The organism is Dyadobacter frigoris, from assembly GCF_005280585.1.
GTDB classification, from domain to species: domain Bacteria; phylum Bacteroidota; class Bacteroidia; order Cytophagales; family Spirosomataceae; genus Dyadobacter; species Dyadobacter frigoris.
This window is the reverse complement of sequence record NZ_SZVO01000023.1, coordinates 51,471-74,812: the sequence shown is the minus strand read 5'-3', so window position 1 is coordinate 74,812 and position 23,342 is coordinate 51,471. Positions and strand designations below refer to the sequence as shown.

Annotated in this window: 22 protein-coding genes; 8 read left to right on the top strand and 14 right to left on the bottom strand. The window is 39.7% G+C overall.

Going from position 1 to position 23,342, the window contains the following annotated elements:
• Positions 1-6: 6 nt before the first annotated feature.
• The 3 genes from FDK13_RS31830 to FDK13_RS31820 all read right to left on the bottom strand — a co-directional run bounded on the left by FDK13_RS31830 (position 7) and on the right by FDK13_RS31820 (position 4,535).
• Entirely contained in the window at positions 7-1,803 is a 1,797-nt protein-coding gene (locus FDK13_RS31830; protein ID WP_137344062.1) for an alpha-L-fucosidase, read from the bottom strand.
• Between the two features lie 66 nt (positions 1,804-1,869).
• Positions 1,870-4,107: a heavy metal translocating P-type ATPase gene (locus tag FDK13_RS31825; RefSeq protein ID WP_137344061.1), complete on the bottom strand. Its 2,238-nt coding sequence runs from the start codon at positions 4,105-4,107 to the stop codon at positions 1,870-1,872.
• 89 nt (positions 4,108-4,196) lie between these two features.
• Positions 4,197-4,535 (bottom strand): tRNA-binding protein, encoded by a 339-nt coding sequence (locus FDK13_RS31820; protein ID WP_137344060.1) that lies wholly within the window; start codon positions 4,533-4,535, stop codon positions 4,197-4,199.
• Between the two features lie 64 nt (positions 4,536-4,599).
• Here FDK13_RS31820 and FDK13_RS31815 point away from each other — a divergent pair, with 64 nt between their 5' ends.
• Both FDK13_RS31815 and FDK13_RS31810 read left to right on the top strand, forming a co-directional pair.
• A complete protein-coding gene (locus tag FDK13_RS31815) occupies positions 4,600-6,270 on the top strand; it encodes an AAA family ATPase (protein WP_137344059.1) in 1,671 nt (556 codons plus the stop codon).
• Between the two features lie 15 nt (positions 6,271-6,285).
• Positions 6,286-7,389 carry a lactonase family protein gene (locus FDK13_RS31810; protein ID WP_137344058.1) on the top strand — a complete coding sequence of 368 codons (1,104 nt, stop codon included), beginning with the start codon at positions 6,286-6,288 and terminating at the stop codon, positions 7,387-7,389.
• 65 nt (positions 7,390-7,454) lie between these two features.
• Here FDK13_RS31810 and FDK13_RS31805 read toward each other — a convergent pair whose 3' ends face one another.
• Positions 7,455-8,864, bottom strand: coding sequence for a TlpA family protein disulfide reductase (locus tag FDK13_RS31805; protein ID WP_137344057.1), 1,410 nt, complete (start codon positions 8,862-8,864; stop codon positions 7,455-7,457).
• A gap of 145 nt (positions 8,865-9,009) precedes the next feature.
• Here FDK13_RS31805 and FDK13_RS31800 point away from each other — a divergent pair, with 145 nt between their 5' ends.
• Positions 9,010-9,741, top strand: coding sequence for a YdcF family protein (locus FDK13_RS31800; RefSeq protein WP_229216307.1), 732 nt, complete (start codon positions 9,010-9,012; stop codon positions 9,739-9,741).
• A 100-nt stretch (positions 9,742-9,841) separates the two neighbouring features.
• Here the strand turns inward: FDK13_RS31800 and pfkA are convergent, their stop codons facing one another.
• Complete coding sequence (gene pfkA, locus FDK13_RS31795) at positions 9,842-10,816, bottom strand: 6-phosphofructokinase (RefSeq protein WP_137344055.1); 975 nt, start codon at positions 10,814-10,816, stop codon at positions 9,842-9,844.
• Positions 10,817-11,135: 319 nt separating this feature from the next.
• Between pfkA and FDK13_RS31790 the strand changes: the two genes are divergently transcribed.
• Positions 11,136-13,613 carry a glycosyltransferase family protein gene (locus tag FDK13_RS31790; RefSeq protein ID WP_137344054.1) on the top strand — a complete coding sequence of 826 codons (2,478 nt, stop codon included), beginning with the start codon at positions 11,136-11,138 and terminating at the stop codon, positions 13,611-13,613.
• Between the two features lie 70 nt (positions 13,614-13,683).
• On the opposite strand, the gene FDK13_RS31785 is transcribed toward FDK13_RS31790, so the two are convergent.
• The 4 genes from FDK13_RS31785 to FDK13_RS35620 form a co-directional block, all read right to left on the bottom strand.
• Positions 13,684-14,253 carry a Uma2 family endonuclease gene (locus FDK13_RS31785; RefSeq protein ID WP_137344053.1) on the bottom strand — a complete coding sequence of 190 codons (570 nt, stop codon included), beginning with the start codon at positions 14,251-14,253 and terminating at the stop codon, positions 13,684-13,686.
• 54 nt (positions 14,254-14,307) lie between these two features.
• Entirely contained in the window at positions 14,308-15,165 is an 858-nt protein-coding gene (locus FDK13_RS31780; RefSeq protein WP_137344052.1) for a prephenate dehydrogenase, read from the bottom strand.
• 61 nt (positions 15,166-15,226) lie between these two features.
• A complete protein-coding gene (locus FDK13_RS31775; RefSeq protein WP_137344051.1) occupies positions 15,227-16,384 on the bottom strand; it encodes a pyridoxal phosphate-dependent aminotransferase in 1,158 nt (385 codons plus the stop codon).
• A 163-nt stretch (positions 16,385-16,547) separates the two neighbouring features.
• Entirely contained in the window at positions 16,548-16,697 is a 150-nt protein-coding gene (locus FDK13_RS35620; protein WP_170982969.1) for a hypothetical protein, read from the bottom strand.
• An 83-nt stretch (positions 16,698-16,780) separates the two neighbouring features.
• On the opposite strand from FDK13_RS35620, the gene modA reads away from it, so the two are divergent.
• The 4 genes from modA (at position 16,781) to FDK13_RS31755 (ending at position 19,879) form a co-directional block, all read left to right on the top strand.
• The gene (gene modA, locus FDK13_RS31770; RefSeq protein WP_137344050.1) at positions 16,781-17,533 is read left to right on the top strand and encodes a molybdate ABC transporter substrate-binding protein; all 753 of its coding nucleotides are present in this window, start codon (positions 16,781-16,783) and stop codon (positions 17,531-17,533) included.
• 64 nt (positions 17,534-17,597) lie between these two features.
• Positions 17,598-18,263: a molybdate ABC transporter permease subunit gene (gene modB / locus FDK13_RS31765; protein WP_137344049.1), complete on the top strand. Its 666-nt coding sequence runs from the start codon at positions 17,598-17,600 to the stop codon at positions 18,261-18,263.
• Positions 18,253-19,143, top strand: coding sequence for an ABC transporter ATP-binding protein (locus FDK13_RS31760; RefSeq protein WP_137344048.1), 891 nt, complete (start codon positions 18,253-18,255; stop codon positions 19,141-19,143). The genes modB and FDK13_RS31760 overlap by 11 nt, the downstream gene beginning before the upstream one ends.
• Before the next feature lie 58 nt (positions 19,144-19,201).
• Entirely contained in the window at positions 19,202-19,879 is a 678-nt protein-coding gene (locus FDK13_RS31755; RefSeq protein WP_137344047.1) for an SGNH/GDSL hydrolase family protein, read from the top strand.
• A gap of 109 nt (positions 19,880-19,988) precedes the next feature.
• Here FDK13_RS31755 and FDK13_RS31750 read toward each other — a convergent pair whose 3' ends face one another.
• From FDK13_RS31750 to FDK13_RS31730, 5 genes are all read right to left on the bottom strand, one after another.
• Positions 19,989-20,888: a nucleotidyltransferase family protein gene (locus tag FDK13_RS31750; RefSeq protein WP_137344046.1), complete on the bottom strand. Its 900-nt coding sequence runs from the start codon at positions 20,886-20,888 to the stop codon at positions 19,989-19,991.
• A gap of 294 nt (positions 20,889-21,182) precedes the next feature.
• Positions 21,183-21,509: a HesB/IscA family protein gene (locus tag FDK13_RS31745; protein WP_137344045.1), complete on the bottom strand. Its 327-nt coding sequence runs from the start codon at positions 21,507-21,509 to the stop codon at positions 21,183-21,185.
• A 142-nt stretch (positions 21,510-21,651) separates the two neighbouring features.
• Complete coding sequence (locus FDK13_RS31740; RefSeq protein ID WP_137344044.1) at positions 21,652-22,590, bottom strand: homoserine kinase; 939 nt, start codon at positions 22,588-22,590, stop codon at positions 21,652-21,654.
• Positions 22,587-22,979, bottom strand: coding sequence for a HEPN domain-containing protein (locus FDK13_RS31735; RefSeq protein ID WP_137344043.1), 393 nt, complete (start codon positions 22,977-22,979; stop codon positions 22,587-22,589). The genes FDK13_RS31740 and FDK13_RS31735 overlap by 4 nt, the downstream gene beginning before the upstream one ends.
• Positions 22,976-23,314 carry a nucleotidyltransferase domain-containing protein gene (locus FDK13_RS31730; protein ID WP_137344042.1) on the bottom strand — a complete coding sequence of 113 codons (339 nt, stop codon included), beginning with the start codon at positions 23,312-23,314 and terminating at the stop codon, positions 22,976-22,978. Before FDK13_RS31730 ends, FDK13_RS31735 begins: the two co-directional genes overlap by 4 nt.
• Positions 23,315-23,342: the final 28 nt, after the last annotated feature.

Genomic DNA, 23,342 nt, shown 5'->3' with positions numbered 1-23,342 from the left:
TTAAATTCACTTCAAAGGTTCCAGAATAATCGATTTCAGCTTAAAAAGTTCTTTCCCCTCTTTCAAAGGTTTTACAACCAGATTATAAATCCCGGCTTTATCAATCGTAACCGTTGCTACCGGATGTTTTATAAACAACATAGGTTTATAAACGCTGAAATCAGAAGTGCGCAAGGTTTCGAAAAAGAATGTTTTTTGATCGAATTCCAGAACACCTTCCTGCTTGCTACCTTCCTCGGTACAGGCATATTCCAAATGTATTTTGTAATCCCCGGGCTCTGTTACTCTCACCTGAAACGTCACAGAATCAGTTGGTTTTCGCATTTCTGTAACACAGGTTTCATGCTTCCAATCTCCAAAATAATGGCTGAACGTGATGCTTTCAATTTTTGCCTTTCCTGAGACTTTTCCCATAATCGCATCAACTGAATTAAGCTCATATTGAGAAGAAACGATAACCGGCAAGTTCTGATCATAACTTTGCGGCTTTCCCTCATATTCAAGAACTAAAACCTGATCGGGATTATCCAAATCATTTTCCCGCAGTGAAATCTCAATATCTTCCCCTGTTTTTTTGAAATCCAGTTTATCTTTATTTTCCAAAGAAGAGATATTGGTAACCTGATTCGAAAAACCCGGAACCATCAGCTTTCCATTTTTGGGATAATTCAGGATATGCAAAAACAATTTACCGGTTTTGGAAGTCGTAACGCCCCAGGGCTGAGCAGGAATAATACCAAACGTGGACCCATAAATACTTTCCCCAAAACGATCCAGCCACTTCCCTGTTTCTTTTAAATATTTCACCGAATAAGGAGGAATATTCCCTTTTCCATCCGGGCCAACATTCAGCATCAGATTTCCTCCTTTGGAAGAAACGTTAGCCAATAATTGAATTATTTGCGTGGAAGATTTAAAATTCATATCATGCTGAATATAACCCCAGGAGTCATTGTGGGTGTATATCGACTCCCAGGCTCCGGCAATTAGCGCTGGCGGAACTTCCGAATCTCCAAAATCTTTATAATCACCCAATCCCTGACCTACCCGGCTGCTGAACAAACTTTTAGGCTGAATAACGCGTAATTCATCGATTAGCTTTTGCGTTTCTTTTTTGCTCAATCCTCCGGGTGTATCAAACCAGACAATACCTAGCGGGCCATAATTTGTGAGTAATTCTTTTAACTGCGGAAGTGCTTTTTCGCGATAATATTGCTGGTAGTTTTTCTTTTTTTCATTAAAATCCCAATCATTTCCGCCTCCATTAGGCTCATGCCAATCCTGAAACTGGGAATAGTAAAAGCCAAATTGAATGCCTTGTTTCCGGCTGGCTTCACTAAGTGCTTTCATCGGATCTTTTTTATACGGACTGGCCTTAACAATATTAAAATCGCTGATTTTGGAGTCGTACATCGCAAATCCTTCATGATGTTTTGCCGTGATAACGATGTATTTGATGCCCGCATCTTTGGCTAATTTTGCCCATTGTTCGGCATTAAAATCTACGGGATTGAATTCAGATGCCACTTTTGCATATTCCGGTACCGGAATTTTGGCCTGATGCATAATCCATTCACCGCTTCCATAATAGTTTTTGCCCTTCCAGACGCCGGCAAGTTTCGAATAAAGTCCCCAGTGAATGAACATTCCAAATTTGGCATCCTTAAACCATTGGATATTATCGTGCTCTTTTTCGGCCGACTCCTTATCCCACATTTTAGTCATATCCTGAGCAGAACTCAAAACAGGATTTGAAAAAATCAGAAGAATTAAGTAAAATCTTTTGATGTAAAAATAAATCATGAAAGCGTCTTTCTATTAAGTGCTGTTAACAGAAAGACGCTTTCAAACTTATTCTCCCTAACTATTTTACAATTTTAAACCGCGCAGCCTCAAACTATTGGTCACAACCGAAACAGAACTCAAAGCCATTGCAGCACCTGCGATCATCGGATTTAACAAAAATCCATTGATAGGATATAAAATCCCGGCGGCAATCGGAATTCCGATCAGGTTATAAATAAATGCCCAGAACAGATTCTGTTTGATCGTTGCCACCGTTTTTCTGGAAAGTTGTAACGCTTTTGGCAAAACCATCAGATCCGAAGTGATCAGCGTCATTTTCGCAACATCCATGGCAATATCAGATCCTTTTCCCATAGCAATACTCACGTCTGCCTGCACCAGTGCCTGTGAATCGTTAACGCCGTCTCCAACCATAGCCACTACTTTTCCTTCGGATTGCAATTTTTGGATAAACTGCATTTTGTCATCCGGTTTTACTTCTGCCAGGTAATTTTTTATGCCAACCTGCTTTGCAACCGCAGCGGCAGTTTGTTCATTATCACCCGTCAGCATATAAACTTCAATACCTTGTTCCTGTAACTTTTGAACTGCTTCGGCAGAGGTAGCTTTTAATTGATCTGCTATTGAAATCAATGCAATTTGAACCTGATTCACACTCACACCGATTACAGTCTGCGCAGCTTTTCGCTGAACTTTCGCAAGTTTTTCCATTTCCGGATTTAATACGGTGCCTTCTTTTTCCAGAAATGAAAGTGTTCCTATCAAGTAGTTTTCACCATTAACAACCCCTTTAACGCCATTTCCCGTTACAGATTCAAATTTTTCAATTTTGCCATTCGGATTTGTCTTGACAAACCTGACAACTGCTTGCGCTAATGGGTGTTCTGAACGAGATTCCAGTAAGCTGATTGCAGCTGCATGTTGTTCCTGATTTACCAGATTTTCCGCCCATTCCCAGTTTGTTACTTCCGGATGTCCTTGCGTTAAAGTTCCGGTTTTATCCAAAACGACAACATTCACTTCTTTCGCCTTTTCCAGACTTTCAGCGTCACGAATCAGAATATTGTTTTCAGCTCCTTTCCCCACGCCAACCATAATAGCCGTAGGTGTAGCCAGGCCCAAAGCACAGGGACAGGCAATTACCAAAACAGAAACCGAAGCCAGAAGTGCCTGCGTAAGTGCGTTTTCTCCGCCGAAAAACATCCAGACACAGAAAGTCATGATAGCGATTCCGATCACAACGGGCACAAAAATCCCGGCGATTTTATCTACCAAACGTTGCACCGGAGCCTTGCTGCCCTGAGCGGCCTGAACCGTTTTTATGATTTGAGCAAGAACGGTATTTTTACCAATTTTTTCAGCCGAAAAAGTAAAACTTCCCTGCTGGTTTATTGTTCCTGCAAAAACCCGTGAGCCCGTAATCTTTTCTGCCGGAATTGGTTCTCCCGTCATCAGACTTTCGTCTACAAAAGAATTTCCACTGATTACCTTGCCGTCAACCGGAATTTTTTCTCCTGAACGGATAATGATTTCGTCATGCAGCCGGACATCTTTAACCGAAATTTCAATTTCCTTTTGATCACGAATTACTTTTACCGTTTTTGGTTGTAATCCAATCAATTTTTTCAGCGCATCCGAAGTATTTGTTTTGGCTTTTTCTTCAAGCAGTTTTCCTAATAAAATAAAGAAAATGATCACCGAAGCGGCTTCAAAATACACATGTGGATGAAAGCCGCGTACATGCCAGAATTGTGGATATAAAGTATTAAAAGTGCTGAAAAGAAATGCAATTCCGGTACTTAATGCCACCAACGTATCCATGTTCGACTTTCCATGTTTCGCCTGTTTCCATGCATTTACAAAAAAATCTTTCCCAAAAATGAATAAAACCGGTATGGTTAAAGCCATCATAATGTAATTACCGAAAGGCAGATCCATAAAAAACATTCCGATAACGGCCACCGGAATAGCTAATATTCCGGCAAGAATTGTCTTCCTTTTCAGATCATTATAATGTTCAAGCTGGATTTTTTCCTGTTCGGCAATTGCTTCGTCGTTGTCGTCATTGATGATGAAACCGTATCCTATACTTTCCAGAACTTTGTCCAAAGCTTCCAGATTCGTTGTCTTGGGATCGAACTCTACGAAGGCAGACTGATTGGCATAATTCACACCGGCATTTTCTACTCCGGAAGTACTTTTCAGCATAGATTCCACACTCACGGCACAGGCCGCGCAGGACATGCCGGTCACGGGAACTGTAACTTTTTTTATATTGATAACTTTATGATCAGCTTCCATAATTTCTAATTCTTTGATACAAAGTTAACTTATCCTGAAACCGTTAGCATTACAGAATTAAGGTTGAGACTTGCAAGATTATCCTGATGTCAGGCCAGGCGCGTTCCATTTGGTAATGTCTTATCGGGACAAGCCAGAATTACTTCTCCGTCTTCCAAAATAAAACCTGTCGTCAAAACTTCCGAGCGGAAATCAGCGATTTGTTTTACTGGAAAATTGACGACACATAAAACCTGTTTCCCAATTAATTCCTCTTGCGTATAAAGTTTGGTGATCTGCGCCGAACTTTGTTTAATTCCAATTTCTTTTCCGAGATCAATCCAGAGTTTATAAGCCGGTTTCCATGCTTTCGCAAAATCTTCTACACGAATAATTGTTCCGGCCCGCTGATCCACTTTTTCAAAATCCTGCCAGGGAATCGGGCCCATAAGTTTTGGGTTAATTTTCTGTAAATTGCCTCTTCATAATTGCATTCAATTCAAGGCTTTCCCTATGCATGTACAAGAATTATCTTTAAAAAATTTCAAACGCTTTACTGATCTTAGCATAAAGCGAATACCTGAAAATACAAAACTGGTTCTTCTTATCGGAGCTAACGGCTCTGGAAAATCTTCTGTTTTTGATGCTTTTGAAACAATGAGCAGAAGTTTACGTAAAAGTGATCTTCTTTATTCCTCAGAAGAGAGGCAATCATACTATCGAAAAGACCAAACGTTTTCCACCTCTGTAACGATCAATTACTGGAAGGACCAAATCGTTATAGATAATGATATTTCGAATCAAATATACTATACCGATGGGATTCAAGCGCCTCTAAGCGAGGAAAACAGATCTGAACTTGCACAAAAATTCATTGGAAGAAGCAGCATAAGAATTGTCCCCCAAATAACGGTGAGTGCAAATCCTCAGACAATTCTTACGGATGCTGACGGGCCTGGTTCTTATATTCAAAATGACACAAGATTTGTAAACGATGTCTTTGTTTATATTCAACAAATTAACCAGGCTCTGCGCGAACCAGTTTTTCGTGGAAAACAGGTTGATGTATTACAAATATTTAAGGATTTTATCGAACCTCTAAATACTTCATTATTAAATATTTTAGGAGGAACCGAGCAAACGACTATCCAGGTGGCTGAATTTCAGGATGCGACACCCAACATTGCCGCCAAACTTATTTTCAGAAAAGGTGAATCCAAAATCAACTATGATCTCCTAAGCCATGGCGAAAAGCAAGTTGTAATATTATTACTCAATTTTATTGTCCGACGGGAATATTACAAAGACGTGATCATTTTCATTGATGAAATGGATTGTCACCTAAACACTGCTATTCAATTTTCGCTTTTAAAGGAAATCACAGCTCGATGGATACCCAACAATTCTCAACTTTGGACTGCTAGTCATGCGTTGGGTTTTATTGATTATGCGCATCAAAATGAAGAGTCGGTTATTATAGATTTTGACAATCTGGACTTTGATTTACCTCAAATACTATATCCGGAACCAAAATCCAACCTTGATGTCTATGAAATAGCGGTTCCTAAATCAATTTTATTTGAATTGATGCAGGGTAAAAAAATCGTTTTGTGTGAAAACAAAAATGATGAATACTATAATTTACTTCTACTACCTGATACCATTTTTGTAGGGGTAAAAGACGCAAGAGATCTTTTTCTACATGTAAAAAGAGATAACCGTTACATAACACTGCGAGATCGGGATTTCTTATCGGATGCAGAAATAACCAGAATACAATCAAAATATCCGAATCATAGAATTCTTGATTACTACGATTTTGAAAATTACCTGTATCATCCCGATAATATTTCAGAATTAGTAGTCGATTTTGAAAAGGAGGATTACATTAAAGATATATCTTCTCAAAAAGATGAAAAAATTGATTATTTTATTTTGCCATCTATTATTTCATCCAGACAGAGTTACGAAGAGTTTAAAACAGAGCCATCTATAAGAGATAAAGACGTTACTCAAATTGTATCTGACTTGAAAAGCAATGAGTTTGAACGGTTTTATAAATATTTCGATATGAAAGTACAGTATAATGGAGGTTTTCTACGGTCTTATAACTTATCAAAGGAAAAACTGGTTAATACCCGCTGGTTCAAATCTAAGATTGATCAGTTGTTAACGATTTCATAAAAAACTTACAACCTTATGAGAAAATTACTAAGTATAACGCTTGTCCTCATTCTGGGCTTTTCAGGTATTTCTTTCAAAGAGAAAGCGGTTTTGTTTTATATCGGAAGTCAGGACAAAACAGAAAACGCCTCCATTTCTTTGTGTGAGCTGGATTTATCAACCGGAAAAATCACGCTGAAAGATAACTTTAAGACAAGTCCCGGACCCGGTTATGTCAGTATTTCTCCAAATAAAAAAAACTTATACGCTGTCACTTCCGACAATAAAATTTCAGCCTACGCTATCGGAGCGGATCAAAAACTGACTTATTTGAACAGTCAACCTTCTGAAGGTTTGAATCCCTGTCACGTTTCGGTAGATCCTTCCGGGAAAATGGCTTTTGTTTCCAATTATACGGGCGGAAGTTTTGCGGCTTACACCTTGGCTGCCGACGGAAAAGTAAATCCTGCTACCTACTCTCAACAATTTACAGGAACCGGCCCAAACGAGAAACGTCAGGAAAAAGCACATGCACATTTTACTTCTGCTACGCCTAATGGGAAATATGTTTACACGGTAGATTTAGGAACAGATCACGTGATGAACTATGTCGTCAATACGCAAACCGGCGACATGAAACCAAATCCTGCCCAAGCATCTTTTAGTGCAAAACCAGGCGCTGGACCAAGGCATTTTGTCATTTCTCCTTCCGGGAAATATATGTATCTGCTTAACGAGCTTGACCTGACATTAACTGCTTGCTCGATTAGCGAAACCGGCGTTATTACTGCGCTGGCAAGCTACCAAACTGTTCCCGCTGATTTCAAAGAACCAAACACGAGCGCAGCTATCCATATGCACCCGAACGGGAAATTTGTATATACTTCCAATCGCGGACATAATAGCATCAGTACTTTTCAGATCAAGGCAAATGGAGAATTGGAAAAAGTGGATGAAGTGACGCAGGCTATCAAAACTCCGCGTGATTTCAATATCGATCCAACCGGAAAATATATGATCGTGGCCAATCAGGATAAAGACAATCTGGTGGTTTATGAGATTAATTCAAAAACGGGAAAACTTACATTTAAACATGAAAGTATTGCTGTGAAGCTGCCAATTTGTGTCGCCTTTTTATAGGCTTAAAACACAGCATCCACAATAACTGAATAGTGTGGATGCTGTAAATTGGAATATAATTTCTTCTATTTAGCGGACGCTAACTGTTTCTTTTTGTAATAATTAAGAAAATCATCCAGCTGTTCCACCGGCATTTTCCGGGCAATTATTTTTTTATTTTTATCCAGAACATAAATCGTTGGCGTCGTTACCACATCATATTTCCGATTAAAATCAATCTGGTTCAAAGGATCAAAACCATTGATCAAGCCGTCCAGATGATAGGTTGATACAAATGATTTCCATTCTTCCGCATTATGTTCTGTATCAATCGCAATAACTTTCACGCCATCCGCTTTATTTTTTTCATAAAAAGTTTTCAAAACCGGCGACGCCTCTTTACAATGTCCGCAAGTGGCCGCATAGAAAAACAACACGGTATAACTGGCATCAACAGTTTGTAAATCAACTTTTTTACCCGCCGGATCTGTAACGGTCAAGGTTGGAAAAGTTTTATTTACCAGTAAATATTTCAATGTGTTAACCTTTTCGCCAATGCGCTTTTTGGTGTCTTCCGAAACGCCCATTTCACCTGACAAATAATATTTATTGGCCATATGCACCCAAAGCGCCTCTGTTCCAACCGTTTTTGGATTTTCATATTGGTTGATAATATAAAAAACCACATACGATTTAACGTCTTTGTTAGCAGAAGCTTTGGCAACCAGCCAGTCTGTATCTTTTATGAGTGAATCCGGCGTTTGCACAACCAGGTTTTTGATATAGCGGTCCAGTTTTGTTTCAAGGAAAGGTGTGCGTAAAATCCTTTCGTCAGAAAAATCAACCTGATCCCAATAATGCGCTTTGTAATAATTGAATACCCAAAGTGAATCTGTTTTTCCGTTAGCAAGTTTCGGAGCAGGCGGAACTTCCGGATCGCTGGACATTTTCAATAATTTGGCTGTAAAAGTATCTGCGTTATCTTTTATAAAATTTTCACGATAATTTTTAAACTCATCCTGCGCCTGTTTCAATTTTACGGAAGCATCCGCAGACTGCGTTTTATTTAAATTCTCAATTTCCTTAACTCTGCTTTTCAATTCTTTTTGGTAAGCATAAAAAAGCTGATTTTCTTTTGAGCCCTTCACCTCCATGGCTCCTACAAAATCGGCCGTGTCGGTCACCATGGAAAAATTGGTTTCCTTTCCTGAATACACAAATTCCAGCCATTTCTGGTTACCCGGTAAAAGAAGCAAATAAAGTCCGCCCGGAAGATTTGTCTTTCCTTCAAAAACCATATGGCCTTTTCCGTCTGCTTTGGCAGTGTCTTTGGCTACAAATTGCTTGTTGCTATAACTCCAATGCCCCAAAACGCAGGAACTATCTTTTAACCCCTTTAAAGTTGCTTCAATATGATAACCCTGACCGAAAGAATGAGTAATTAAACTAAGGACAAAAAAAGAAATCAAAATTGCCGTATGCGTTCTTTTTTTCATTTGAAAATGATGTGATAATTATGAACTGTTTAATTATTAAGCTAAATCGTGGCTGAGAATACAAAACTAAACTCAAAACGCTTATCTCTGTAAGCTTCGTACCCAAATGTTTTATTTTCTGTCCAAAACAATCGATTTTTTGTTGATGCCATTCAGTATAAGCCTGATACTTATCCTGTATGCGCTGTTCACAAAAAAAGCAAAAAGAAAAAAAATAGCATTAATTTTTTCCTTTTCAATTCTCTACCTGATCTCGAATTCCTTCATTATCAACAAAGCGTTTCAGTGGTGGGAATACAAACCTGTTAACATCAGCGAAGTTAAGAAAACTTACGATGTTGGCATTGTACTCACCGGCGGCATGATAAGTTTATCGCAAACGGCGGATCATCCTGGCTTAGGCATTCAGGCCGACAGGTTTCTTCAGGCCTATTTGTTATATAAAAAAGGGAAAATCCGAAAAATACTAATTACCGGAGCAAGCCAGAAAATACTTACTGATGCAGGAAAAGGAGAGGCACAGCAAGCCGCAGCATTATTGATGCAATGGGGCGTAAAACCCGGTGACATAGTATTGGAGCTTAAAGCAAAAAATACCCGAGAAAACGCATTATTTACTTCAAAAATTTTGAATACCAAGTTCCCCGGCGAAAGTTACCTGCTCATTACTTCTTCCTTCCACATGCGCAGAGCAACAGGTTGTTTCAAAAAAGTTGGAATATCCGCTGACGTATTCCCGGCAGATTTTTACGGAAGCGATGAAGGTACAAGTTTTAAGGAAACTGTAATCCCGGACCCGAAAATTGTGGGTTTTTCCCAACTTCTTTTCCGTGAATGGGTCGGAATTATTATTTACAAAATAATGGGATACTGCTGATCCCGCCGCAAGTCAGGTAATTGCCATTTATTGTCATCGCTTGTATTACTACAACAAATGACAACAAGTGACTATTCCTGACAACAAATTTCAGTATTCGTTAAACACTTAATATTTTAACCATTCTCAACAAATCTTCGCTGATTGGTTTTGGAAGACGGATTGTATCTTCAAACGGCGTGTAAACAAGCTCGTTATTGATAATTCCGGCCATTACATTTTTTTGTCCGCCCAATAAACCTTCCAAAGCACCAAGTCCCAAACGGCTGGCAAGGATACGGTCATAAGCTGACGGAGACCCTCCGCGCTGGGTATGCCCAAGTGTTGTCACACGGATATCCGCGTTTTCATCCACCTGCGATTTAATTTTTTCTGCTACTTCTACGGCACTTCCGGCTTCGTCACCTTCTGCAACCACAATGATCGAAGACGATTTTGAACGGCTCCATCCCTGTTTCAAAGTTTCAACAACTTCTGAAAGTGGTGTCAATACTTCCGGCACCATCACAAGTTCGGCACCACCCGCAATACCCGACTGTACGGCGATATAACCCGAATCCCGGCCCATTACTTCAATAAAGAAAATCCGGTCGTGAGAACTCGCCGTGTCCCGGATACGATCAATTGCATCCAAAGCTGTATTTACTGCTGTATCAAAGCCGATGGTGTAATCGGTCCCGTATAAATCATTATCAATCGTTCCGGGAGCTCCTACCGTAGGAATCCCATATTCGTTACCGAAGATCATAGCACCTGTAAAAGTACCATTTCCGCCAATGGCAACCATTCCTTCAATGCCATGCGCCATAAGCTGGTCGTATGCTTTTTTCCTTCCCTCGGGCGTCATGAATTCTTTGCTGCGCGCCGATTTCAGTATCGTACCACCTCTTTGAACAATATTACTAACCGAGTGAGATTCCATTTTGTAAACATCACCGGCAATCATTCCACTATATCCTCTTCTGATTCCAAAAACTTCTATTCCATGGTATACCGCTCCGCGCACCACAGCACGGATACAAGCGTTCATTCCGGGTGCATCTCCTCCTGAGGTGAAAACTCCAATTCTTTTCATTTATCTATCGGGTTACTACTAATCAATTCTGAATACAGTTGTGTTTTTAACTTAAAGGCACAATTTCTGCAAATTTATCGGGTATTTTCTTAAATTTCACTTCCTATTTCTGAATTCTATCAAAAAAATACTAAAACAAGATTCAGATTTTACATCCCAAACATATATCAATACTTTTATATTTGCGCTTGTTAACAAAAATTTAACGTGCAAGAATAGATGTTCTTTGTGACTATCATGAAAGAAAAGTCATATTTGTACGTATTATTGACATTATAATATCACATTTTCAAATACCTGTCGGCTTATTATTATCAAAATGAAAAATTTATTTTCCTGGCAACAAATCCGGCCGCATTTTTTCGCGGTGATAGGTTTTATGGTTTTGTCATTAATTTATGCATTTCCTGTGCTGGAAGGCAAAAAACTTAATCAGCATGATGATGTACAGGCAAAAGCCGCGGCCCGCGAAGTAGTAACCTACCATGAAAAAACCGGGGAATGGTCAAACTGGACCAACAGCATGTTCGCCGGGATGCCAGCTTATATGATTGCGGGCGACTATCCGACCAGCATTTCTACAAAGATGGGACAGATTGTTAACAAAATCTTACCCGCACCAGCCAATTATTTCCTGATCGGATGTGTGAGCGCTTATATACTTTTTCTGGTTGCAGGTGCGGGAATCTGGCTTTCAGCTTTTGGTGCCATTGCTTTTGGCTTTGCAGCCTGGAATTTAGTAAGTCTTGAAGCAGGGCACGTTTCTAAAATGCTTGCTATTTATTACGCTCCTGGCGTTCTGGCAGGGGTAATTTTAGCATTTCGAAAAAACTGGCTTGCAGGAGCTGCCGTTACAGCTATATTTTTATCGCTCGAACTTTATGCCAATCACGTTCAGATAACGTATTATCTGGGCATTGGAATTATTGTCCTGGTCATCATTGAAAGTTTGCCTTATCTGAAAAACGGACAGATCAAAAAACTCGCTTTTATTCTCGTAGGCCTTGCATTTGCAGCTACCGTTTCTGTGGGAACACATACTACAAGACTTTGGAATGCCTATGATTATACCAAAGAAACGATTCGTGGCAAACCTGAATTAAGTGTTTCCAACGGTGCAAAAACGAATGACAAACAAGATGGCTTAGATAAGGAATATGCATTTTCTTATAGCTACGGAATTGGAGAAACGCTGACGTTCCTTATCCCGAATGCTTATGGTGGTTCAAGTCCAGGAGCACTTTCCAATACTTCTGAAACTTATAAAATACTTGTCAATAGAGGTTTGGATGCAGCGACTGCTAATAATGCTGTTCAGCAATTACCTTTATACTGGGGAGATCAGCCTATTGTAAGCGGGCCGGTTTATGCCGGAGCAATTATTTTATTCCTTTTTATTCTGGGACTATTTATTGTTAAAAGTCCTCTAAAAAACTGGGCGGCCGGTGTTATTGTACTTTATATTTTCTGGGCCTGGGGAAAGAATTTCGCAGTATTCAATAATCTGTTTTTCGATTATTTTCCGATGTTCAACAAGTTCAGGGCCGTCACGATGGTACTGGCGCTTGTTCAGCTTTTGATGGTTTTTGTCGCCGTTCTGGCATTAAATACAATCGCAAAAAAAGAGATTTTATGGAAAGATCTTCAGCGTCCTTTTTTAATAAGTTTAGGTATTACTGGTGGACTTTCACTGATTTTGGCTTTGATGCCTACTATCTTTTTTAGTTTTCAGGGGCTCAGCGACGCAGCAGTAGCAAATGATTACGCACAGATGGCTAAGGATCCGGCTTTTGGACAACAAATAGTAGCGGCAATTGTACAGGATCGTGCCGGATTAATGCGCAGTGATGCTTTCCGCAGTTTATTTTTCATTCTGGTAACGGCAGGATTGATCTGGCTTTGGACGAAAGATAAAATCAAAACGGCTTTGCTTTATCCGATTTTGATTCTGCTGATGATCATTGACATGTTTGGTATTGACAAACGTTACCTTAACAATGCTGATTTCATTGGTAAGAGTGCATCTTTGGCGGCTCTTGCTCCAAGTGCGGCAGACGAGAAAATCCTGACGGATACCGATCCTGATTATAAAGTTTTAGATGTATCGAGAAGTACTTTTAACAGTGCCGATGCTTCCTATTTCCATAAATCGATAGGTGGATATCATGGCGCCAAATTAAGACGTTATCAGGAATTGTTTGAGCATCAGATAGCAAAACAGAATGCTAATCCGGGCATATTGAATATGCTGAATACCAAATATATTTTAAGCGTCGACCAACAGGGAAATCAAATTGTACAACCCAATCCTGATGCTTTCGGACATGCATGGTTTGTTCGGGAATACAAAATTGTTCCAAATGCTGATGCTGAAATGGCTGCGCTGGACTCTTTAAAACCAAAACAAACGGCGATTATTGACCAGCGTTTTGCTGATAAATTAAAAGGATTAACACTTCAGGCAGATTCGACAGATAAAATCAGTCTGATCACTTATAAGCCCAATGAATTGATTTATGAAAGCAATTCAAAAAGTGAAGGCCTGGCCATTTTCTCAGAAATATATTACAACGTTCGCGACGAATGGAAAGTAACGATTGATGGCAAACCTGCTGATATGCTGCGTGCAGATTATGTACTGAGGGCACTTCGGGTTCCCGCCGGGAAACATTCAATAACCTTCAAATTTGACCCTGTTTCGGTGGCCACAGGGAAAACGATTGACTTGATCAGTTCTCTATTATTGGTTGGATTAATTGTGGGTGCAGTTTTTGTTGAGGTTAGGAAGAAAAGTTAGAGAACGAATGAATCCTAAAAGAAAACGTCCGGCGGAAATGATCCACCGGACGTTTTTTATAATTCAGATCTTAAAAATTTGTTTCTACAATTAAGCCAGGAAGTAAATCTTCTCCGCTTAATTGAACCGGAATATCTTTTTTAATTTCAACAGAACCATCTTTTCGATAGATGTAGGCTTTTTTGCCAATACGATCAATTAGCCAACCCAAACTACAACCGTTCGCATGGTATTCCTTCATTTTACTTTGAAGATCAGAAAGGTCGTCACTTAGTGATCGCACTTCCAACACAAAATCCGGACAAATTGGTGCGAACTTTTTTCGTTGTGCCTCTGGCAGAGATTCCCATCTACTTTTAGAAATCCAGGAAAGGTCGGGGGATCTAACAGCTCCATTTGGCAGCGTGAACCCGGATGAAGAATCGAAAACATAACCTGCCTTGCTCCCTCTATTCCAAATACCAAGTTCTAATCCAAATTCAAAATTATAATTTCCAGTATCCGATCCTGTTGGTACCATAACTATTATATTACCGTCTTTGTCACGCTCCATCAAAAGCTGGGAATTAGCCTGACAGAGATCAAAGAACATGTCTTCGGTGATACCGGCGACAGGACGTATGATTAACGGTAGTTCCATGCGATTTCATTGCTAGTGATTACGAAATATAACAAATTTCAGGCATCAGATCGTTTACTTTTTCTCAATCCCGCTCAAAATCCTGCCAATATCATTTGCTTTGGACATAAAATCAAGGCTTGTTGTTAAGTCCTTGCTATCAATGGCTTCCTTGAATTTTTTCAAAAATTCGATATAGTCGCCAAGTGCTTTTGAAACATTGGTTTTATTCTGGTCAAAAATCGGCGCCCACATTTGCGGTGAACTTTTGGCCAGACGCACGGTTGAAGAAAAACCGGTACTGGCCATATCGAAAATAGCCTTTTCGTCACGTTCTTTTTCCAAAACGGTCAATCCCAAAGCGAAAGAACTTATATGGCTTAAATGCGAAACATAGGCCAAATGCAAGTCGTGCTCCACGGGGGTCATGTAATGGATTTTCATCCCAACATCACGCAGGAAAGTATCTACCAGTGTAAGAGAATCCGGATCGCTTTTTTCTTTGTCGCAGATGATAACATTCTTCCCTGGCAGCAATTCTTTGAAAGCGGCGCCCGGACCTGAATTTTCCGTTCCGGCCATTGGATGAACCGCAACAAATTGGGCACGTTTTGGATGCTGATCTGCTATTTTACAAATCATTTCTTTAGTAGACCCCAAATCCATAATCGTCCGGCCTTCGGGAAGCTGATCCAGTAATTTTGGTAGTAAGGCAACAATAGCATCAACAGGCGTAGCCAGAACATTTAATTCTGAAACCTGCAAAGCATCTTCCAAAGTCATGATTTCATCAACAATTCCTTTGGCAAGTGCGATTTTTTGATTGACCAAAGAATGGTCTACGCCAACAAATTTTATATGCGGGTATTTTTCCCGAAGCGCCAATGCAAATGAGCCGCCAAGAAGGCCAACTCCTATAATACTGATTATCATATATTGAAATATTCAGGTTAGAATTTCTTCTAACCCAAAATAAGATTTTATGTTAAGAAAATTAATTTTTAAGCCGCTCAACTGCTTCCCAGATTCTCTCTTTTGGCATACAAAGAGAAAGCCTGATATAACGTTGTCCTTTGGGTCCGAAAATAAATCCGGGTGCTATGAATACGTGTTTTTCTGTAAGAAGATTATTAACCAGTTTTTCCGCCGATTCAACAGATTCTGGCAACTTTCCCCATAAAAACATGCCTTCCTGTTTTTTATCCCAGGTACAGCCAACGGCATTTAAAAATGCCTCGGAAGCTTCCAAGCGACCCTGATAAACAGCATTTCTTTGATCATGCCATTCCTGAGGATTTCCAAGCGCGGCTACCGCCGCCTCCTGTAAAGCCCAGAACATTCCGGAATCTACATTACTTTTAATCGTCAAAACTGCATCAATGTAAGGTTTTGCACCCGCAAGCCATCCCAAACGCCAACCCGCCATATTATGCGATTTGCTCATCGAATTAAGTTCTATGGCAACATCTTTTGCACCTTCGATAGACAACAAACTGATCGGTTCTTTTTTATTCAAAACCAGACTGTAAGGATTGTCGTGACAAAGCAGGATTTTATGTTTTTTGGCAAAAGCTACCGCGGCTTCAAATAATTCCTTTGTTGCAGGTGCTCCTGTGGGCATGTGCGGATAGTTCAGCCACATTAATTTTGTACGCGGCGAAACCAGACTTTCCATAATTTCCCAGTCAGGCTGCCATCCATGCTCTTCACGCAAAGGATATTCTTTCACCTTCGCTCCTACCATCTGGCTCACAGCACGGTAAGCCGGGTAGCCTAATTCCGGTACCAGGACTTCATCGTCGGGATCAAGAAAAGTTAACGAAATATGTGTTATTCCTTCTTTTGAGCCAATTAACGGCAAAATTTCCGAAGCTGGATTTAATGTAACACCATAGGTCCTTTGATAATATTCTGCAATCGCATTCCGAAAAGCCACTGTTCCTACATACGGTTGATAACCATGTGCCTGAGGCTTTAAAGCCGCCTCTGAAAGTGTTGTAAGTGTTTGCTCAGAAGGCATCATGTCCGGATTTCCAATCCCAAGATTGATCACGTCATGTCCTTCGGCTACCAGTTTTCTTACTTCGGCCAGCTTTACTGAAAAGTAATACTCGGACGTTTGCCGGGTGCGCTGGGCAGTTTCTATTATCATTGTTTAACGCATTAATTATTATTTCCGGCTAAGCCGGTCAAAATGGGACGCAATTTACGACTTTAACCGCAATAGGCGCAATGGTTTACGCAATGGACACAAAGTTTCCTCCACAAAGCCCTGAAAGGGCGTCATATTTTAGGATAGGGCAACGCCCTATCGATCAATGCGACCATGTAATGAATTTGTCGAATTCCGGAATTCCCCGAATCACGCACATCCGGAATGGTGGAATCCAGGAATTCCGCATATCCAGAATCGTGGGATTCCGGAGCCATAGAGGAATTCCCGGAGCCACAGGGCGATGCCCCATGTTGAAATATTACGCCCTTTCAGGGCTAAATTGGTTCTAAACATTTTTTGTATCAATCCGCCGTAATGCATTAATTTAGCAAAATGAACGTAAAACGTATTTTCTTTCCGATCTTGATTTTTCTGAGTGGTTGTTCCAAACCATCCGAAACAATTATTGTGGCCACAGCAGCCAATGTACAATATGTGATGAAGGAATTGAAAACAGAATTTGAAAAAGAATCAGGAAAAAAAATTGAAATTGTCGTCAGCTCTTCTGGAAAACTGACCGCTCAAATTCGTGAAGGAGCACCATTTGATGTATTTGTGTCTGCCGATACCAAATATCCCGAAGAAATTTTCAAAAAAGGCGATTCAGACGAAAAACCGAAAATTTACGCATACGGTACTCTGGCATTATGGTCGCTATCAATTCCTGAAAATGAATTAAATATCAAAGTTTTAAATACCGATAAAGTAAAAAAAATTGCCGTCCCAAATCCTAAAATGGCGCCATACGGCGAAGCGGCGGAACAGGCATTACAAAAAGAAAATTTATTGGAGCCTTTAAAAAGCAAAATCGTTTATGGAGAAAGCATAGCGCAAGCGGCACAATATATTACAACTGGATCTGTCGAAGCTGGCTTTACAGCATTATCTGTCATATTAGCACCCGAAATGAAAGGAAAAGGCCATTACACAATCATTGATTCAACATCATACAAACCAATTGCTCAGGCCGTATTATTACTCCGCCACAGCGAAAATTCTCCAAAAAAAGAAACAAGTCAAAAATTTTACAATTTTTTATTTTCCCAAAAAGCCAAAGCAATTTTCAAAAAATACGGTTACAAATAAATCAACCAAACAGGATACGAGCCACCATTCACTCATTCTATCATTCACTCATTCAAAATTAAAAATGGACTGGCAACCACTTTGGCTAACATTCAGGCTCGCAACAATTACCTCATGCATCCTGTTTGTATTGGCTCTTCCTTTGGCTTACTGGCTCGCTTTTACAAAATTTAAGGGAAAGGGAATCATGGAGGCCATTATTGGAATGCCGCTTGTGCTGCCACCGTCCGTTCTGGGCTTTTATTTTTTACTGGCTTTCAGTCCATCTCACTGGTTTGGCGCATGGGTCGAAAATATATTTGGGCTCAGACTGGTTTTTTCATTTCCCGGCCTTGTCATCGGTTCGGTCATTTACAGTTTACCTTTTATGGTTTATCCTTTACGTGCAGGATTGCAATCCCTTCCCGATTCATTAAGAGAAGCTTCTTTCACTTTGGGGAAAGGGAAGTGGGAAACATTTTATAGAATATTATTACCAAACTGCAAATCAGCAATATTAACTTCTTTAGTACTCACGTTTGCACATACAATCGGGGAATTTGGGGTTGTTTTGATGATAGGAGGAAATATTCCCGGCGTAACCAAAGTTGCATCCGTAGCCATTTATAATGAAGTGGAAGCTTTAAACTACGACGTTGCAAATCAATATGCGCTGGTACTTTTTGCTATAACTTTTGTTATTTTACTACTCGTATACTCCGTAAATAACCGATTCCTGCGTGTCAGATAAACTTCTTGATATTTCCATCCGGCATTCATTGCAAACAGCTCATGGAATTCTTCCGATGGAGATTTCGCTTCGGGCAGAAAAAGGAAGTATCATGGCCATAACCGGCCCTTCGGGAGCAGGAAAAACAACCTTGCTCAGACAAATTGCAGGATTGGTCACGCCTGATTTCGGACATATTAAATTTGGAAATGACATTTGGCTTGATACAACTAACAAAACTTTTCAGTCCCCGCAGCTTCGTAACATTGGTTTCGTTTTCCAGGATTATGCACTTTTCCCTCACTTAACTGTTAAAGAAAATTTATTTTTCGCGTTAAAAAAAGGAGACGATCCGGAAATTGTCACAGAACTTTTGGCTTCCGTTGAACTTACAAAACTCTCAGAGAGAAAGCCACATCAGCTTTCCGGCGGACAGCAGCAGCGTGTAGCATTGGCAAGAGCGCTCGTTCGTCAGCCTGATTTGCTGTTACTTGACGAACCTCTTTCTTCTCTGGACCATACTATGCGTCTTCGATTGCAAGAATATTTGTTAAAACTGCAAAAACAGCAGGGTTTTACTATGCTGATTGTTTCACACGATCTTGGAGAAATATTCCGGATGGCCAATCAGGTATTTGTTCTGGAAAACGGAAAAATCATAAAACAGGGCTCGCCGTCAGAAGTTTATATTCCCGAAAATAATAACAATGAAGAACTCACGATATATGGCGAAGTGCTCAGCTGTACCGAACATAGCGATCATCTGATTATCAGCGCGCTGATACAACAATCCGTTAGAAAAATTCGATTACCGCTTTACTGGTTATCAAAAATGTCGCCGGGACAATCTTTTATTTTACGTTATTCTATGGAAATTCCTCACATTGAACTCATCAATTAATTAGGGTAATTTTAGTATCTGCTTGTCTTTTCCTTCAAAAAACTAATCATTTAATCTCATGCGAATTCTATTCCGATTTTTACAAATTGCTCTTGTCGCATTCCCTCTTTTAGCAATGCAGCAGGATAAACCATTACGTGTAATATTCTTTGGTGATTCCATCACGCAAGCGGGAGTTGGCCCAAAAGGTTATATTACAATGATGACCGAAACGCTTAAAACCAACAATCAAAGTAATCAGTTTGAATTGATGGGCGCTGGCATTGGCGGCAATAAAATATATGATCTTTATCTACGGATTGAAGATGATGTTTTGTCAAAAAAACCGGATGTTGTTTTTGTTTATATCGGAATCAATGACGTTTGGCACAAAAGCTCGTCAGGCACAGGAACTGATCCTGATAAATATGTGAAGTTTTATGAAGCGATCATAAAAAAACTGAAAGCCCAGAATATCCGTATTATTCTTTGTACGCCTACTGTGATCGGCGAGAAAAATGACAATTCAAATATGCAGGATGGAGATTTAAATCAGTATTCAAAAATAATCCGCGACATCGCATCCAGAAACAGTCTTCAGCTATGTGATCTTCGGAAATATTTCCAGGATTATTTGGCGCAGAACAATCCTGAAAATAAAGAAAAGGATATTTTAACAAGCGACCGCGTTCATTTGAATGAAACCGGAAATAAATTTCTGGCGGATAAAATGATGGAAGCGCTGTTGAAGAAATAAGGTTAAAAAACTCAAACATTATTATAAAAACAAAAGAGGCCAACTTTTAAAAGTTGGCCTCTTTTGTTTTTATAAATTAAATTCTTCAAAACTGGCTTATTTCACACTGTTATTCCCAAAGTTTCCCAGGATACTCCCCAGCTTCATGCAAAGCCGATAAAGAAGCCTGAACCGTTGGTTTATCTTCCGGATAAGTTACCCCAAACCAATCGGAAGCACTGCGGAAAACGCGGCAATCACCCAAACCGTTTTTAATGATATAACTCATTACCGTAGGAATATAAAATTCAGCTTTGGGTGTATGTAAATTCACACGGGCATATTCTTCAAACAATTCCTTGGTTATGGGAAACATCGAAGGTTTGAATCCCCAGAAATTCATCGAAACAGGCGTTTCCGGAGCCAGCTCCGTTTTAACATCTTCTTCTTCGAAATAAATTTTGCCGTCTTCTTCAAATATCTTGGTACGTTCAACCACGGATGACAAATTGTGATCCTCTCTTTCTATACAAACTCCTCTTGAAACTGTCCCGTTTTCAGAAAGCGTTCTTTTCAATTCATAACCAATCATCGCATGTTGGTTATCATTTGTATCAGTCCTCAGGAACTCCGCCATGGTTTCAAAAGCGCCGAAACCGTAAAAATCATCTGCATTAATTACAGCAAATGGAGTATCGGTCTGATCCCACGCGCATAAAGTTGCATGTCCGGTTCCCCAAGGTTTTACACGCTCAACCGTTCCCAGATCTTCGGGCACATAAGATTGCACACCCTGAATAGCAAAATCATAATCGATCTTCCCTTTTAATTTTGGAGCAAATAAGGCTTCCGCCTCGTCTTTTATTTCTTTACGAACTATAAATACTACTTTGCCAAAACCGCTTCGAATGGCATCATATAAGGAATAATCAATAATGGTTTCGCCATTGGGACCAAACTGGTCAAGTTGTTTTATTCCTCCATAACGGCTTCCTATGCCGGCAGCCAAAATTAAAAGCGTTGGTTTCATTTACTTAGTTAAAAATTGAAAGTTAGAAAGTTGAAAGTTAAAGACGGCTTACTGCTACGATTTTTCTTTGTTGATACGCATAATTGACGCAAAAATTCCAGTAACAAAATTTGAATTTTGTCTTCCTGACACAATTAATTCAGGAAATACCCGGGTATCCTCTTTCCCTTCCACAAAAAAACAATAAAATAACGAAAATATACTACTTCTATCATTTTTTTGGGTTGATATAAAATAAAAAAAGCGCCGTGATAGCTCACAACGCCTTTACTATTATCCACAAAATCTAAAAATTTATACGGCAAAACTTTCGCCACAGCCACAAGTGCGTGTAGCATTCGGGTTAACAAACTGAAAACCTTTTCCATTCAGACCATCTGAAAAATCCAGAACAGTACCGGCAAGATATAATATGCTTTTTTTATCAACAATGATCTTAACGCCTTTATCTTCAAAAACCATATCCGTAGGATTTGTGTCAGAATTGAATTCAAGATTGTACGTCAAACCTGAACAGCCCCCGCCTAAAACACCTACACGAATCTGATAATCCTCTTCGTGCCCATCTGCCTTACGCAATTCTATGATCTTATTCTTCGCAGTATCGCTTACAGTAACCATGATCTTTTAATTTTAATGCTCTGGACTATGTAACGTTTAAAATTACGTAGAAAGTTCGTCAAATGTTAATTTTGAATAACACAAAAATCAGAAAAGGAAAAAGTGAATTGTAATGTTCAGAGTATGATCCATTTTCCGGTTATCAGTTTCTGTCCAAAACCACAGGTCCTCCCTTATTGATTAAGGAAACATGTGAAGTCGCTTCAATTCCGGCATTCGCAAATGTTGCCTTCATTACCTCTCCTACCTTCCTGGCATTCTCAACTCCCCGGCTTAATGCAAACATCGAAGGCCCTGATCCTGAGATACTGCACCCTAATGCTCCGTTATCCAAAGCCGCCTGTTTTACAAGATTGAAGTCAGGGATTAAAATAGAGCGCACAGGTTCAATAATCACATCCACCATCGAACGGCCGATCAGGTCATAATCTTCCATCATCAAGCCAGCCACCAATCCGGCTACATTTCCCATTTGAGAAATCGTATTTTTTAATGAAACCTCATCTCTGAGAATGTATCGTGCATCTTTCGTATTGATTTCAATATCCGGATGCACCAAAGTACAGAAAAGATCACCGGGAACGGGAATGGAAAAAACATCCAGAGGTGCATAACTTCTGATAATTACAAAGCCGCCCAAAAGTGCAGGACCAACATTATCTGCATGGGCGGAACCAGAAGCGATCCGCTCTCCTTCCATAGCAAAAGGCAAAAGTTCGGTTCTGGAAAGAGGACAATCCAGCAACTCATTCATGGCAACCACACCGGCTACTGCGCTGGCCGCACTGGAACCCATACCACTTCCCAAAGGCATGTTTTTATGCAAAGTAACTTCACAGCCAAAATCTTTAATACCAAGATGTTTAAGCAAATGGAGCATAACGCCTGTCACAGTGTTTTTTTCTGCTTTCCGTGGCAATCTTCCGCCGTCACCAAAAATATCTTTGATAACAACACCAGGCTCATCACGACGGCGTATCTCTACAACATCACCCGGCTCTTCAATAGCAAAACCGAAAATATCAAATCCACAGGAAACATTGGCGACAGTGGCGGGTGCAAAGACTTTAATATAATTCACTTTAAAAAATTGTTTTCCTTTAAATATTGGATGGTGGCGTCCAGAAATTTTTGCGCATCATCAACAGATTCCTTTGCATCTTCATACAAGACTTCGTCATACTCGTAATCACCAAATTGTCGTTTTTCAAAAGTACGTTTTAAGGCAAGACCGAGATCTTTTGAAAAACGTTGTGTTAGAATAAATTCTTTATGAAAAGCGTTGTGTGCTCCTGAATGAGATTTTGTAACAAATTGGATCGTAGAAAGTAAAGCCTGAATACAGTGAAACATGGAATAATAGGCTCTATTCAATGCAGCTTCATACCTTTCCTTAGCTAAAAACTCTCTTGAATCATCAAAGCAATCCATGGCTTTTGAGATAATATCATCGACTGAATTAATCTTCATAACATAATCCCATCCTCATGAATATTTTGATATAAAGGAGACCAATTTTGATTAAACCTGGATTTAGTTACCGGAATTGCGGAAACAGATATCGAATACTGAAGAGATAGTTCAAAAGTAACAGGAGACAAATTACTTATTTCCTTAAATGTTTTTATTTCATCATCATTCAAAACAACCAGATAATCTACATCCGAATCCTCGCGTTGCTCACCTCTGGCATAGGAACCATATAAAATTACCTTGCTAAGACGGTCGCCATACAATGCGCTTACCTGACTTACAAATTCCTCGGTTAGCCTGGCAACCGAGTCAGGAACTTTTCTATTGCTCATAATTGAAAATGGCTTTTTTGAAAAATCT

Coding starts and splice junctions, on each gene's coding strand:
- FDK13_RS31830 (WP_137344062.1), bottom strand. CDS start 1,803: ATGATTTATTTTTACATCAAAAGATTTTACTTAATTCTTCTGATTTTT.
- FDK13_RS31825 (WP_137344061.1), bottom strand. CDS start 4,107: ATGGAAGCTGATCATAAAGTTATCAATATAAAAAAAGTTACAGTTCCC.
- FDK13_RS31820 (WP_137344060.1), bottom strand. CDS start 4,535: ATGGGCCCGATTCCCTGGCAGGATTTTGAAAAAGTGGATCAGCGGGCC.
- FDK13_RS31815 (WP_137344059.1), top strand. CDS start 4,600: ATGCATGTACAAGAATTATCTTTAAAAAATTTCAAACGCTTTACTGAT.
- FDK13_RS31810 (WP_137344058.1), top strand. CDS start 6,286: ATGAGAAAATTACTAAGTATAACGCTTGTCCTCATTCTGGGCTTTTCA.
- FDK13_RS31805 (WP_137344057.1), bottom strand. CDS start 8,864: ATGAAAAAAAGAACGCATACGGCAATTTTGATTTCTTTTTTTGTCCTT.
- FDK13_RS31800 (WP_229216307.1), top strand. CDS start 9,010: ATGCCATTCAGTATAAGCCTGATACTTATCCTGTATGCGCTGTTCACA.
- pfkA (WP_137344055.1), bottom strand. CDS start 10,816: ATGAAAAGAATTGGAGTTTTCACCTCAGGAGGAGATGCACCCGGAATG.
- FDK13_RS31790 (WP_137344054.1), top strand. CDS start 11,136: ATGAAAAATTTATTTTCCTGGCAACAAATCCGGCCGCATTTTTTCGCG.
- FDK13_RS31785 (WP_137344053.1), bottom strand. CDS start 14,253: ATGGAACTACCGTTAATCATACGTCCTGTCGCCGGTATCACCGAAGAC.
- FDK13_RS31780 (WP_137344052.1), bottom strand. CDS start 15,165: ATGATAATCAGTATTATAGGAGTTGGCCTTCTTGGCGGCTCATTTGCA.
- FDK13_RS31775 (WP_137344051.1), bottom strand. CDS start 16,384: ATGATAATAGAAACTGCCCAGCGCACCCGGCAAACGTCCGAGTATTAC.
- FDK13_RS35620 (WP_170982969.1), bottom strand. CDS start 16,697: ATGGGGCATCGCCCTGTGGCTCCGGGAATTCCTCTATGGCTCCGGAAT.
- modA (WP_137344050.1), top strand. CDS start 16,781: ATGAACGTAAAACGTATTTTCTTTCCGATCTTGATTTTTCTGAGTGGT.
- modB (WP_137344049.1), top strand. CDS start 17,598: ATGGACTGGCAACCACTTTGGCTAACATTCAGGCTCGCAACAATTACC.
- FDK13_RS31755 (WP_137344047.1), top strand. CDS start 19,202: ATGCGAATTCTATTCCGATTTTTACAAATTGCTCTTGTCGCATTCCCT.
- FDK13_RS31750 (WP_137344046.1), bottom strand. CDS start 20,888: ATGAAACCAACGCTTTTAATTTTGGCTGCCGGCATAGGAAGCCGTTAT.
- FDK13_RS31745 (WP_137344045.1), bottom strand. CDS start 21,509: ATGGTTACTGTAAGCGATACTGCGAAGAATAAGATCATAGAATTGCGT.
- FDK13_RS31735 (WP_137344043.1), bottom strand. CDS start 22,979: ATGAAGATTAATTCAGTCGATGATATTATCTCAAAAGCCATGGATTGC.
- FDK13_RS31730 (WP_137344042.1), bottom strand. CDS start 23,314: ATGAGCAATAGAAAAGTTCCTGACTCGGTTGCCAGGCTAACCGAGGAA.